The 12,990-nt window shown below is 64.2% G+C and carries 7 protein-coding genes, 1 tRNA gene and 2 rRNA genes (1 of these 10 cut by a window edge); 3 read left to right on the forward strand and 7 right to left on the reverse strand.

Annotation, left to right across the window (positions count from 1 at the left end):
• The 3 genes from AC1DPF_RS15525 to AC1DPF_RS15535 all read left to right on the forward strand — a co-directional run.
• Positions 1 to 2,399: ribosomal RNA gene (locus tag AC1DPF_RS15525) — 23S ribosomal RNA — on the forward strand (it extends 406 nt beyond the left edge of the window).
• A 108-nt stretch (positions 2,400 to 2,507) separates the two neighbouring features.
• A 5S ribosomal RNA gene (rrf, locus tag AC1DPF_RS15530) occupies positions 2,508 to 2,622 on the forward strand.
• A 90-nt stretch (positions 2,623 to 2,712) separates the two neighbouring features.
• A tRNA-Met gene (locus AC1DPF_RS15535) sits at positions 2,713 to 2,789 on the forward strand.
• A gap of 86 nt (positions 2,790 to 2,875) precedes the next feature.
• Here AC1DPF_RS15535 and cobA read toward each other — a convergent pair.
• The 7 genes from cobA to AC1DPF_RS15570 all read right to left on the reverse strand — a co-directional run bounded on the left by cobA (position 2,876) and on the right by AC1DPF_RS15570 (position 12,984).
• A complete protein-coding gene (gene cobA, locus AC1DPF_RS15540; RefSeq protein ID WP_477962254.1) occupies positions 2,876 to 3,673 on the reverse strand; it encodes a uroporphyrinogen-III C-methyltransferase in 798 nt (265 codons plus the stop codon).
• A gap of 4 nt (positions 3,674 to 3,677) precedes the next feature.
• Positions 3,678 to 6,299 (reverse strand): molybdopterin-dependent oxidoreductase, encoded by a 2,622-nt coding sequence (locus AC1DPF_RS15545; protein WP_477962256.1) that lies wholly within the window; start codon positions 6,297 to 6,299, stop codon positions 3,678 to 3,680.
• On the reverse strand, positions 6,296 to 6,652 hold the full coding sequence (nirD, locus tag AC1DPF_RS15550; protein ID WP_477873348.1) for a nitrite reductase small subunit NirD: 357 nt from the start codon (positions 6,650 to 6,652) through the stop codon (positions 6,296 to 6,298). The genes AC1DPF_RS15545 and nirD overlap by 4 nt, the downstream gene beginning before the upstream one ends.
• A 5-nt stretch (positions 6,653 to 6,657) precedes the next feature.
• Complete coding sequence (gene nirB, locus AC1DPF_RS15555) at positions 6,658 to 9,129, reverse strand: nitrite reductase large subunit NirB (RefSeq protein WP_477873346.1); 2,472 nt, start codon at positions 9,127 to 9,129, stop codon at positions 6,658 to 6,660.
• Positions 9,130 to 9,177: 48 nt separating this feature from the next.
• The gene (locus AC1DPF_RS15560) at positions 9,178 to 10,386 is read right to left on the reverse strand and encodes a nitrate/nitrite transporter (RefSeq protein ID WP_477873344.1); all 1,209 of its coding nucleotides are present in this window, start codon (positions 10,384 to 10,386) and stop codon (positions 9,178 to 9,180) included.
• A 424-nt stretch (positions 10,387 to 10,810) separates the two neighbouring features.
• Complete coding sequence (locus AC1DPF_RS15565; protein ID WP_477873340.1) at positions 10,811 to 12,097, reverse strand: alginate export family protein; 1,287 nt, start codon at positions 12,095 to 12,097, stop codon at positions 10,811 to 10,813.
• A gap of 83 nt (positions 12,098 to 12,180) precedes the next feature.
• Positions 12,181 to 12,984: an ABC transporter ATP-binding protein gene (locus AC1DPF_RS15570; RefSeq protein ID WP_477873338.1), complete on the reverse strand. Its 804-nt coding sequence runs from the start codon at positions 12,982 to 12,984 to the stop codon at positions 12,181 to 12,183.
• Between the last annotated feature and the right edge of the window lie 6 nt (positions 12,985 to 12,990).

Below are 12,990 nucleotides of genomic sequence, written 5' to 3' on the forward strand. Positions count from 1 at the left end.
AGGACTTGAGTAGGGCGGGACACGTGTAATCCTGTCTGAACATAGGGGGACCACCCTCTAAGCCTAAATACTCGTGCATGACCGATAGTGAACAAGTACCGTGAGGGAAAGGTGAAAAGCACCCCGATGAGGGGAGTGAAATAGTACCTGAAACCGAATGCCTACAAGCAGTTGGAGGGTCCTTGAGGCCTGACAGCGTACCTCTTGCATAATGGGTCTGTGACTTAATGTATCAAGCAAGCTTAAGCCGTTAGGTGTAGGCGCAGCGAAAGCGAGTCTGAATAGGGCGACTTAGTTTGATGCATTAGACCCGAAACCCGGCGATCTAGGCATGACCAGGATGAAGGTGGGGTAACACCCACTGGAGGTCCGAACCGATTAACGTTGAAAAGTTACCGGATGAGTTGTGTTTAGGGGTGAAAGGCCAATCAAGCCGGGAAATAGCTGGTTCTCCGCGAAAACTATTGAGGTAGTGCCTCGGATGAATACCGATGGGGGTAGAGCACTGGATGGATGCGGGGGTCGCGAGATCTACCAAATTCAACCAAACTCCGAATACCATCGAGTAATATCCGGGAGACAGACGGCGGGTGCTAAGGTCCGTCGTCAAGAGGGAAACAGCCCTGACCTACAGCTAAGGTCCCCAAGTCGTGTCTAAGTGGGAAAGCATGTGGGAATCCCAAAACAACCAGGAGGTTGGCTTAGAAGCAGCCATCCTTTAAAGAAAGCGTAACAGCTCACTGGTCTAAATAAGGGTTCCTGCGGCGAAGATGTAACGGGGCTCAAGACACGCACCGAAGCTTAGGGTGTGGATTTATCCACGCGGTAGCGGAGCGTTCCGTAGGCCGTTGAAGCGATCTGGTAATGGGTCGTGGAGGTATCGGAAGTGCGAATGCAGACATGAGTAGCGATAAACAGGGTGAGATGCCCTGTCGCCGAAAGACCAAGGGTTCCTGCGCAAGGCTAATCCGCGCAGGGTGAGCCGGCCCCTAAGACGAGCCCGAAGGGGGTAGTCGATGGGAACCACGTTAATATTCGTGGGCCTGGTGGTGTGTGACGGATCATGTGTGTTGTCACTCCTTATTGGATTGGAGTGGCTTCGAAATGGTTCCAGGAAATAGCCCCACCGTATAGACCGTACCCGAAACCGACACAGGTGGTCAGGTAGAGTATACCAAGGCGCTTGAGAGAAGTGTACTGAAGGAACTCGGCAAATTGCCTCCGTACCTTCGGAAGAAGGAGGCCCCACCTATGGGCAACCATTTGTGGGGGGCACAGGCCAGGGGGTAGCGACTGTTTAGCAAAAACACAGGGCTCTGCTAAGTCGGCTTCAAGACGACGTATAGGGTCTGACGCCTGCCCGGTGCCTGAAGGTTAAGTGGAGGGGTGCAAGCTCCGAAATGAAGCCCAGGTAAACGGCGGCCGTAACTATAACGGTCCTAAGGTAGCGAAATTCCTTGTCGGGTAAGTTCCGACCTGCACGAATGGCGTAACGACTTCCCCACTGTCTCCAGTACATGCTCAGCGAAATTGAATTCTCCGTGAAGATGCGGAGTACCCGCGGTTAGACGGAAAGACCCCGTGCACCTTTACTGCAGCTTCAGAGTGGCATTAGGAAAGAATTGTGTAGCATAGGTGGGAGGCTTTGAAGCATGGGCGCCAGCCCGTGTGGAGCCATAGGTGAAATACCACCCTGTTGTTTTCTGATGTCTAACCTCGAACCATGAAACTGGTTCAGGGACCCTCTGTGGCGGGTAGTTTGACTGGGGCGGTCGCCTCCCAAAGAGTAACGGAGGCGCGCGAAGGTTGGCTCAGGCCGGTTGGAAACCGGCTGTTAGAGTGCAATGGCATAAGCCAGCCTGACTGCGAGACTGACAAGTCGAGCAGAGACGAAAGTCGGTCATAGTGATCCGGTGGTCCCTCGTGGAAGGGCCATCGCTCAACGGATAAAAGGTACGCCGGGGATAACAGGCTGATAACCCCCAAGAGCTCATATCGACGGGGTTGTTTGGCACCTCGATGTCGGCTCATCACATCCTGGGGCTGGAGCAGGTCCCAAGGGTTTGGCTGTTCGCCAATTAAAGTGGTACGTGAGCTGGGTTCAGAACGTCGCGAGACAGTTTGGTCCCTATCTGCCGTGGGCGTCGATATTTGAGAGGAGTTGACCCTAGTACGAGAGGACCGGGTTGAACGTACCTCTGGTGGACCTGTCGTGGCGCCAGCCGCGCAGCAGGGTAGCTATGTACGGACGGGATAACCGCTGAAAGCATCTAAGCGGGAAGCCTCCCTCAAGATAAGATATCTTAGAGCGGTCGAAGACCACGACCTTGATAGATCGGATGTGGAAGTGGGGTAACCCATGGAGCTAACCGATACTAATTGCTCTATTCGCGCTTGAGAGCCCCGCCATCAATATCAATCCTGATGGCGGAATAACGCTCGGTATATATGTCAACGTGCACGCATCGATAGAACCATATCCCAACCCTATTGCGCCGGCTCCATAGCTTGGTGGCCATAGCGTCTGTGACCCACCCGATCCCATCCCGAACTCGGCCGTGAAACCAGACCGCGCCGATGGTACTAGTGCTTAAGCAGTGGAAGAGTAGGTCGCCGCCAGGCTTTGAAGCCGGCGCAACAGGCACGGGATATTAGAACCCTTCACAATCTCAAAGGCCAACAGGGCCACAACCCCAAGGCCGCTCTCAGTGTCGCGGGGTGGAGCAGCCCGGTAGCTCGTCAGGCTCATAACCTGAAGGTCACAGGTTCAAATCCTGTCCCCGCAACCAAATAACCAAAACCAACAATCTCAGCCCGCTCGGATAACTCCGCGCGGGCCGCTTCGCCTCCGGCAGGAGGCCAGGCCTCTCTACCTTTACGCGCGGACCGGCGCGTCGTCGACAAAGCGCCGCCCATCCGCCGCTTGCGCCGCGGCAGGCAGCTCCCGCCGCACCGCTTCGCCGATGATCAGCAGCGTCGGATCGTCGTCGCTGATCGTCGAAGTAAGAAATGGCAGCGCCGACAGCTTGCCGCGGATCAGCCGCTCGCCGGGCAGCGAGATATTCACCGCGATCATTACCGGGGTGTCGGCTGCGCGGCCGGCGTCGATAAGGTTGCGCATGATCTGCGGCGCGGCGGCGCGGCCCATATAGACGGCGAGCGTCGTGTCGGCCGCGGCGAGCGCCGGCCAGTCGAGATCGATCGCCTCGCCGGCGCGCGCATGCGCGGTGACGAAGGTCAGGCGGCGGGCAAGCCCGCGCAGCGTGAGCGACGCCATTCCGCTGGCCGCGGCCGCGCTGGCGGCGGTGATGCCGGGGCAGACATGCACGGCGATGCCATGCGCGGTGAGATGGTCGATCTCCTCGGTCGAGCGGCCGAAGATCGACGGATCGCCGCCCTTCAGCCGGACGACGCAGCGGCCTTCACGCGCCGCGGCGAGGAGCAGGTCGTTGATCGACCCCTGATCCTTGCTATGTCGTCCCGAACGCTTGCCGACGCTGACCATCTGGGTGCCCGCTCGTGCCAGATCGAGGATGCCGGGTCCCACCAGCGCATCGTAGAAGATGATGTCGGCGGCGCCGATCAGCCGCTCGGCCTTGCGGGTCAGCAGATCGGGATCGCCGGGGCCGGCCCCGACCAGCCAGACGCTTCCCGGTTCGATTCCGGGCGTCATCGGGTCATTCCGCTGCAAAGATGGTCTCCGGAGCAGGCGAGATATCGGCAAGAATGCGGGCCAGGGCGGGGCGGCAGGATCCGCAATTGGTGCCGGCGCCGAGCGCCTTGCCGATCGCGGCGACATCGGCGAGCTGCTGCTGGCTGATCGCCGCGACGATCGTCTTGAGCCCGACATCGAAGCAGGAACAGATCAGCGCGCCACGATCCGGCTGCGCCCCGGGCGCCCGGCCGGCGAGCAGGGTGGGAGCCACGTCCGGCGCGTCGAGCTGCGCGACCAGCCAGTCGCGGCTCGGCAGCTGGCCGGCCCGGGTGACGAACAGCACCGCCGACAAACGTCCGTCGTTCAGCACCGCGATCCGGCGCGATCCCAGCGCGGCATCGGCCGCCTCGATCCGGGCACCGGCGGGCAGGCTCGCCTCGAGCGCCTCATAGGCTCCGATGCCGGCGAGCTCGTAGAGCGCGCCGCCGGGCACGGTGATCCGCGTCGCCCAAAGGCTGGGGGGCGGCGTCTTCGCGCCGCCGCGCACGATCAGGAAGCCGCGCCACTCGATTGCGACCTTCTCGACCTGCGCCGGCGTCGACTTGAAGCCGGGCTGTCCCGAATGCGGATCGGTCAACGGGCGCGGCAACAGGCCGGTGCGGCCGCCGGTCGACTGGCGATCGGTCCAGTGGATCGGGGTGAAGATGTCGCCGCGGCGCTGGTCCTCGGTGGACCGCACGCGGAACAGGCTCGCGCCCTGTGGCGTCGACACCCGCGCGATGTCCCCGTCGGCCAGGCCGAGCCGGTCGCAATCCTCGGGGTTGATGTCGACGAGGGGTTCCTCGCGGTGGCGCGCCAACCGGGGCGACAGGCCGGTGCGGGTCATCGTGTGCCAGTGGTCGCGATAGCGGCCGGTGTTGAGCGTCAGCGGCCAGTCGCGCAGCGGATCGGCCAGCGACGCCTGGACGGTGGGCACCAGCCGCGCCTTGCCGTCGATGCTCGGGAAGCGGCCATCGACGAAGGGCGTCCCGCCCCAGCGATAGGGCTCCATCGCATCATAGCCGGGATTGCCGATCACGGCATGATGGCGCAGGTCCAGCACCCGCGCACCCTCATTGCCGTAGCTGGTGAGCCGCGCATGCTCGCGGTAGATATCCGCGGGCCGGTCGTAGCTGAACGCGCTCGCCCAGCCCATCCGGTGGGCGATCTGGCTCATGATCCACCAGTCGGGGCGCGCTTCGCCCGCGAAGGGCAGGAACTGCCGCTGGCGGCTGATGACGCGCTCGCTGTTCGTGACCGTGCCATCCTTCTCGCCCCAGCCCGCGGCAGGCAGGCGGACATGGGCGAAGCGGGTGGTGTCGGTGTCGGCGATCACGTCCGAGACGACCACGAAGGGGCAGGCCGCGAGCGCCTCGCGGACCCGGCCGGCGTCGGGCATGCTCACCGCGGGATTGGTGCCCATCACCCAGATTGCCTTGATCCGGCCCTCGCCGACGGCGCGGAACATCTCGACCGCCTTGAGACCTGGCTTGGCAGCCATGTTCGGTGCCGCCCAGAAGCGGCCGACCCGAGCGACATTGGCGGGCGCGAAGTCCATGTGCGCGGCCAGGGTCGAGGCGAGGCCGCCCACCTCCCGGCCGCCCATCGCATTGGGCTGGCCGGTGATCGAGAAGGGTGCCGCGCCCGGCTTGCCGATCCGCCCGGTGGCGAGGTGGAGATTGACGATCGCGTTGACCTGATCGGTACCGCGCAGCGCCTGGTTGATGCCTTGGCTGAACATCGTGACGGTGCGCGGATGGGCTGCAAACAGTTCGAAGAAGCGCAGCAGCCGCTCGGGTGCGACATCGCAGGTCTTGGCGACCGACCACAGGTCATTGTCATGCGCGATATTGTCCCAGAAGCCGTCGGGCGTGGCGACGCTCGCTTCCAGATAGGCCTCGTCGATCAGGCCTTCGCGGCGGCAATAGGCGAGCAGGCCGTTCATCAACGCCACATCGCTGCCGGGGCGGAGGGCAAGGTGGAGATCGGCGTCCTCGCAGCTTTCGGTGCGGCGCGGATCAATCACGACCAGCTTGGTGCCGCGCGCCGCGCGGGCCGCCTGGATGCGCTGATAGACGATCGGATGGCACCAGGCGGTGTTGGAGCCGACCAGCACGATCAGGTCCGCTTCATCCAGATCTTCATAGCTGGCCGGGACCACATCCTCGCCGAAGGCGCGGACATGGCCGGCGACGGCGCTCGACATGCACAGTCGCGAATTGGTGTCGATATTCGCCGATCCGATGAATCCCTTCATCAGCTTGTTGGCGACATAATAGTCTTCGGTCAGCAACTGGCCGGAAACGTAGAAGGCGACGCTGTCGGGACCATGTCTGGCGATGGTGTCGCGGAAGCGGCGGGCGACGAGGTCCAGCGCCTTGTCCCAGCTGGCGCGGCGGTCGCCGATCATGGGGGTCAGCAGCCGCCCCTCCAGCCCGACCGTCTCGCCGAGCTGGGTGCCCTTCGAGCACAGCCTGCCGCGATTGGCAGGATGATCGGGATCGCCGGTGATCTGGACGGTGCGCCCCTCGACCGGGGTGGCGACGACGCCGCATCCCACGCCGCAATAGGCGCAGGTCGTCTTGACGGGCGCCGCTTCGTTCATGCGGCGGCCGCGTTCGCCAGCATTGCGAGCCGCGAGATCAGCACCCGCCCCGCGTCGATCCGCACCGGGATGGTCGGCACGCAGCCCTTGTCCTCGCCGAGCGCCTCGCCGGTCGACAGCGATATCCGCCAATTGTGCAGCGGGCAGGCGACCGCATCGCCATGGACGATCCCCTGGCTGAGCGGGCCATGTTTGTGCGGGCAGCGGTTGACGAGGGCATAGACCCGGTTTGCGCTGGTGCGGAAGATGGCGATTTCCTCGCCCCCCGCGCCGTTGGCGCCCATCTTTATCGTGCGGGCGCCGCGGACGGGGATCTCCCCGATCGCGCCGACATCGATCCAGTCTCCAATCATCGCGCTTACTCCGCGGCTTCGAGTGCGAGCGGGCGGAATTCGCCCAGATGTGCATGCTGCTCGCGCTGGGCGCCCGCGGCGCGCGCGGCCCAGGGGTCGTCCTGCGAGAAGTTCTGCGAATAGAGGAAGCGGCTGGTCAGCGCCTCGCGGCCGACCTCGTCCTCGGCGATGCGCTGGCGGACATAGTCGATGCCGACCCGCTCGATCCAGGGCGCCGTGCGCTCGAGATACCAGGCTTCCTCGCGGTAGAGCTGGATGAAGGCCGCGCAATAATCCATCGCCTGCTGCTCGGTCGCAACCTTGCAGAGCAGATCGGTGCCGCGCAGCTTGATCCCGCCATTGCCGCCGACATGCAGCTCGTAGCCCGAGTCGACGCAGATCACGCCGAAATCCTTGATCGTCGCTTCGGCGCAGTTGCGCGGGCAGCCCGACACCGCGATCTTGAACTTGTGCGGCATCCACGAGCCCCAGCTCATCTGCTCGAGCTGGACGCCGAGCCCGGTCGAATCCTGGGTTCCGAAGCGGCACCATTCGGATCCGACGCAGGTCTTCACGGTGCGCAGCGCCTTGCCATAGGCATGGCCAGAAACCATCCCCGCGGCATTGAGATCGGCCCAGACCGCGGGCAAGTCCTCCTTCTTGATGCCGAAGATGTCGAGCCGCTGGCCGCCGGTCACCTTGACCATGGGCGCGTCGTACTTCTCGACGACGTCGGCGATCGCGCGCAGCTCGCGCGGGTTGGTCAGGCCGCCCCACATCCGCGGCACCACCGAATAGGTGCCGTCCTTCTGGATGTTGGCATGGAGGCGTTCGTTGACGAAGCGACTCTGCTGGTCGTCGACATAGTCGCCGGGGTGCGCGCACAGCAGATAATAATTGAGCGCCGGGCGGCAGGAGGAGCAGCCGTCGGGCGTCGACCAGCTGAGCTTCTGCATCACCTCGGGGATCGACTTCATATCCTGCGCGACGATCTCGCGGCGAACGTCGTCATGGGTGAAGCTGCTGCACTTGCAGATCGTCTTCGCCGTGCGCTCGCCATGATAGTCGTCGCCCAGCGTGACGGCGAGGATCTGTTCGACCAGCCCGGTGCAGGAGCCGCACGACGCCGATGCCTTGCAGGTCGCGCGCACCGCGTCGAGCGTGCAGGCGCCGGCCGCGATCGACGCGACGACCTTGCCCTTGGAGACGCCGTTGCAGCCACAGATCTCGGCATCGTCCGAGAGCGCTGCAACGGCAGCCTTAGGGTCCGTCTGCCCCCCTCCGGAGGCGAAGGCTTGGCCGAAGATCAGCACGTCACGGATCGACGCGATGTCCTCGTTCTTCCGCAGCAGATCGAAATACCAGCCGCCATCGGCGGTGTCGCCATAGAGCACGGCGCCGACGATGCGATCGTCGCGGACCACGACGCGCTTGTACACGCCGCGTGAGGCATCGCGCAGCACGATGTCCTCGGCGCCCTCGCCGCCGGCGAAATCGCCCGCCGAGAAGACATCGATGCCGGACACCTTGAGCTTGGTCGACGTGACCGAACCGCGATAGCCGCTCGGCTGCTGGACCAGCCCGTCGGCCAGCGCGCGGCACATCTCCCACAGCGGCGCCACGAGGCCATAAACCATGCCGTCATGCTCGACGCATTCGCCGACCGCCAGGATCGCGGGATCGCTGGTCACCATATGATCGTCAACCTGGATGCCGCGCCCGATCGCCAGGCCGGCCTCGCGGGCCAGCGCGACCGAGGGGCGGATGCCGACCGCCATCACCACCAGGCTGGCGGGGATCGTCCGGCCGTCCTTGAGCTGCACGCCTTCGACCTTGCCGTCGCCGACGATCGCGGCGGTGTCGGCGCCGATCAGGATCGTCTGGCCGCGGCGTTCGAGCTCGGTCTTGAGCAGCCAGCCGGCCGCCTCGTCGAGCTGGCGCTCCATCAGCGTCGGCATCAGGTGGATGACGGTGACCTTCATGCCGCGCAGCGTCAGCCCATGGGCGGCTTCGAGGCCCAGCAGGCCGCCGCCGATCACCACCGCATCGCCGCCGCCGTCGGCCGCCGCGAGCATATGATCGACGTCCTTCATGTCGCGGAAGCTGATCACGCCGGGCAGGTCCTTGCCCGGCACCGGGATGATGAACGGATCGGAGCCTGTTGCGATCAGCAGCTTGTCATAGCCGACGGTGCGGCCTCCCTGGGAGGTGACGGTGCGCGCGGCCCGGTCGATCGCGATCACCGGATCGCCGCTGATCAGCTCGATGGCGTTGTCGCGATACCATTCGGGCCCGTTGATGACGATGTCGTCGAAGCTCTTCTCGCCGGCCAGCACCGGCGAGAGCATGATGCGGTTATAGTTCACATAGGGCTCGGCCCCGAAGATGGTGATCGAGTAGCGGCTGGCATCGCGCTCGAGGATCTCCTCGACCGCCCGGCAACCGGCCATGCCGTTGCCGATGACGATCAGATGTTCGCGGGGAGTGGGGGACAGCATCGCGCTTCCTTCAATTTGCGATAGCGAAGAGGAGGGCGGCGGCGCGCATCAGATACGCGCGCCGGCCAGTGCGGTCGGCCAGGTCGAGCGCCAGCGGCCCTTGACCAGGCTGATCCCGCCGAGGGCGATCATCGCCAGTCCCGCGAAGATCAGGAAGCCGAGCTGCGGGCTGCCGGTGAGCTGCTTGGCGAGGCCCAGCGACGAGGCCAGGTAGAAGCCGCCGACGCCGCCCGCGAAACCGACCAGACCGGTCATCACGCCGATCTCCTCCTTGAAGCGCTGCGGCACGAGCTGGAACACCGCGCCGTTGCCGAAGCCGAGCGCCAGCATCGCCACCAGGAACAGGCCGAGCGCCAGTGCGACCGTCGATGGGCCGGTGCTGATCGCGCTGAGGGTGATCGCGGCGAGCAGATAGGCGATGCTAAGCGCCTTGGTGCCGCCGATGCGATCGGCCACGGCGCCACCGAACGGACGGATCAGCGAGCCGGCGAACACGCAGGCGGCAGTGCAGTAGCCGGCGATGACCGGGGTCAGGGCGAACTGGTCGGTGAAGTAGATCGACAGCGACGAGCTGAGGCCGACGAACCCGCCGAAGCTGACCCCGTAGAATAGCATGAACCACCACGCATCGGCCTTCTTGAGCGGCTCGAGATAGGCGGTGACGGGCTTGGCAGCGGGCGGGTTGGGCGCGTTCCTGGCGTAGATCATGTACACCACGAACACGATCGCGAGCGGGATCACCGCGAGGCCGAGCACGCTGTTCCAGCCGAACAGCTTGGCTAGCGTCGGCGCGAACAGTGCTGCCAGGACGGTGCCGCTATTGCCCATGCCGGCGATGCCGAGCGCAGTGCCCTGATGCTCGGCGGGATACCAGCGGCTGGCGAGCGGCAGCGCCACCGCGAAGCTCGCACCGGCAAAGCCGAGGATCACGCCGACAGCAATCGTGCCGCCGAAGCTATGGACCCCAAGCAGCCAGGCCGTGAGCAACCCTGTCATCACGACCACCTGGCCGATCGCGCCGGTCATTTTCGGGCCGATCCGGTCGACCAGCACGCCATTGACCAGGCGCAGGATCGCGCCGGCCAGCGTCGGAACCGCGACCATGAAGCCTTTCTGGGCAGGGCTCAGGCCCAGGTCAGTCGCGATGCTCGGGGCCAAGGGGCCGAGCAACACCCACACCATGAAGGCGATGTCGAAATAGAGAAAGGCGGCGATCAGTGTCGGCCGGTGGCCCGCTGCCCAGAAACCCTTGTTCATTGCTCAACCTCAACTCAAGCCAGTTTCATCCGAATTGGCGCAGACATGAAAAAAGCCGCCTCGAAGCACGATCGAATCGATCGGTTCGGGCGGCGTCATTGCCTGAGCCGTGGCCTTGCGGCCTTGGCGGTGGACCTTTCCTGCGTCGGATCGGCCCATTTTATGGATTCGAGGCGTCCTTGCCTCGATGCATGAATTCCCACGGATGCCGCGCAATGGCAAGAGGATTTTTGCGCGGTGCAGCATTTGCAAGTGGTGGATCAACCTCGTCCGTCACAACCCCGTCGGTAAATGACTTTCAGGCGCCCCTCCCCACATCGCCATGCTGAACTTGTTTCAGTATCCACCTGAACCCAGGTGCCGCCCCGAGGGACGATTAAATGCTGAAACAAGCCAGCATGACGGGAGGGCTGTCAGTTAGCCTCTACAGGGCCCATTCGACCTGCAGCCAGATCTTCTTGGTGTCGGCATCGCCGGCGAAGCTGGCGATGCCCTGGCGCTGATAATCGGCATATTTGGCGGTGAAGGTGTATTTCTTCATCTTCGCCTGGAGCTGGAGATCGATCTCGTCGCCATAATGGATGCTGGCGACGTCGCTGTCGAAGCGATGGTAGACGGCCGTCGCCGAGATCACGTCAAATACACCGACCTTCTTCCAGCCATAGCCCGCAGAGGCATAATAATCGGTGATGCCCTGCGCCGGGGTGGTGAGGAACTTGTCAGCCCAGCCCTGGAATTTGTGGAGCGTCGCGAACGGCGTCTGGAAGGCGAAGCCGCCGGGAAAGCGAAGGCCGGTCGCCTTGGTGGTGACGTTGCGGTCGGCGCCGAGCTGCTCGACGCCGGCGCCGAGCTTGAACGCGGCGACATCGAGCGAGCCTTCCGCCAGGAAATAATCCGCCGAATAGTCGATCGGGCTGGTGCCGATATCCTGCTGATGCGCGTAGCTCAGCGTGTAGGTCCATTTGACGGACTTCGTCAGCGGCCGGCTGCCCGAGAAGCGGGCGCCGAACGTGCCCGAGCTGTTGCGGAGAAGCGCCACGACCGGCTTGTCCTCGTCGACCCGGTAATAGAAGCCGGTCAGGCTGCCATAGGGCGTCTTGTACGAGACGTTGGCGAAGACATTGTCGCCGCTGATCGCCTGGGGCCGGCCGAGCGAGTAGGCATGGCGGCCGCCGTCGATGCCCCATATGGTGCGATTGGACCAGCTATAGGTCAGATCCACCTTGAGATTCTTGACCTTGCTCCATTCGATGCGAACCGCGTCGAAAGTCTGTTCGTTCTGGCGCCAGCCGGCCGCGCCGACAAAGCGCTGGTCGTCGAGATTGATGCGCTGGCGGCCGGCGGTGGCGACGGTGCCGGGCAGGCCCTTATATTGCACCTGGATGCGGTTGAGTTCGACATTCTCGGGATCGCCGACGACGGGATAGCCGATCGCGGCCGGGAGCGCCGTCTTCCGGTTGACTCCGCTGGAATATTTCTCGTCCAGCGCCAGCGTCCCTTCGGCCTCGACCAGGAAGGAGAACGGGCCTTGGACGGCTTCGACGCCGAGCCGGGCGCGTGCGGTCAGCGCATCGGCCTTGTTGCCGAACCCGGTCTGGTCGACATTCTCGTAGCGGAGCCGTGTATCGATGATCGGCTTGAGCGTGACGGCCTGCGCGGCGGCCGGAAGCAGAGCTGCTGAAGACAGCAGGCAGCATGTCAGGAATCGCATGATCTTTCCCCCATATAAGATCGTAATCTGGTTCGATGCCGGTGAAGGCATCCTCTCCCCGGCCGGGCTGTTACCCGGCCAATTCAGGCTGCCTTGTCGGCTGGATTGGAATAGCGCTGGTGCAGGAACTGCAGGATCTCCTGCCGGGCATGGTTATAGTCGGGCGTGTCGGCCATCGCGATCCGGTTGCGCGGCCGGGTCAGCGTGACGGACAGGTCTTCGCCGATGGTTGCGGCCGGGCCGTTGGTCATCATCACCACCCGGTCGGCAAGCAGCACGGCTTCGTCGACGTCGTGGGTGATCATCACCACGGTGTTGTTGAGCTTGGCCTGGATGGCCATGACCGCATCCTGAAGGCTGGCGCGCGTCAGCGCATCGAGCGCGCCGAACGGCTCGTCCATCAGCAGCACGCGCGGGCTCATCGCAATGGCGCGGGCGATGCCGACGCGCTGCTTCATGCCGCCCGAAAGCTCGCCCGGGCGCTTGGCGGCGGCATGCGCCATCTGGACCAGGTCGAGATTGTGCATCACCCAGTCGCGCCGCTCGGCGCGCGGCTTGCCCGCCATCACCTTGTCGACGGCAAGGCGGACATTTTCCTCCACCGTCAGCCAGGGCAGCAGCGAATGATCCTGGAAGATCACCGCGCGGTCGGGCCCCGGCTGGTCGATCACGTCGCCGTCGAGGAAGATGACGCCGCGACTCGGCCGGGTCAGTCCGGCGATGATGTTGAGCAGCGTCGACTTGCCGCAGCCGGAGTGGCCGATCAATGCGACGAACTCGCCCTTCTCGATCGACAGGTCGATGTCGCGAAGCGCTGTGAAGGGGCCCTTGGGCGTAGGAAAGGTGACCCCGATGCCCTCGAGCGCGAGATAGCTGCGATGCTTCATGCCATG

Source organism: Rhizorhabdus sp. P4_G6, assembly GCF_056401045.1.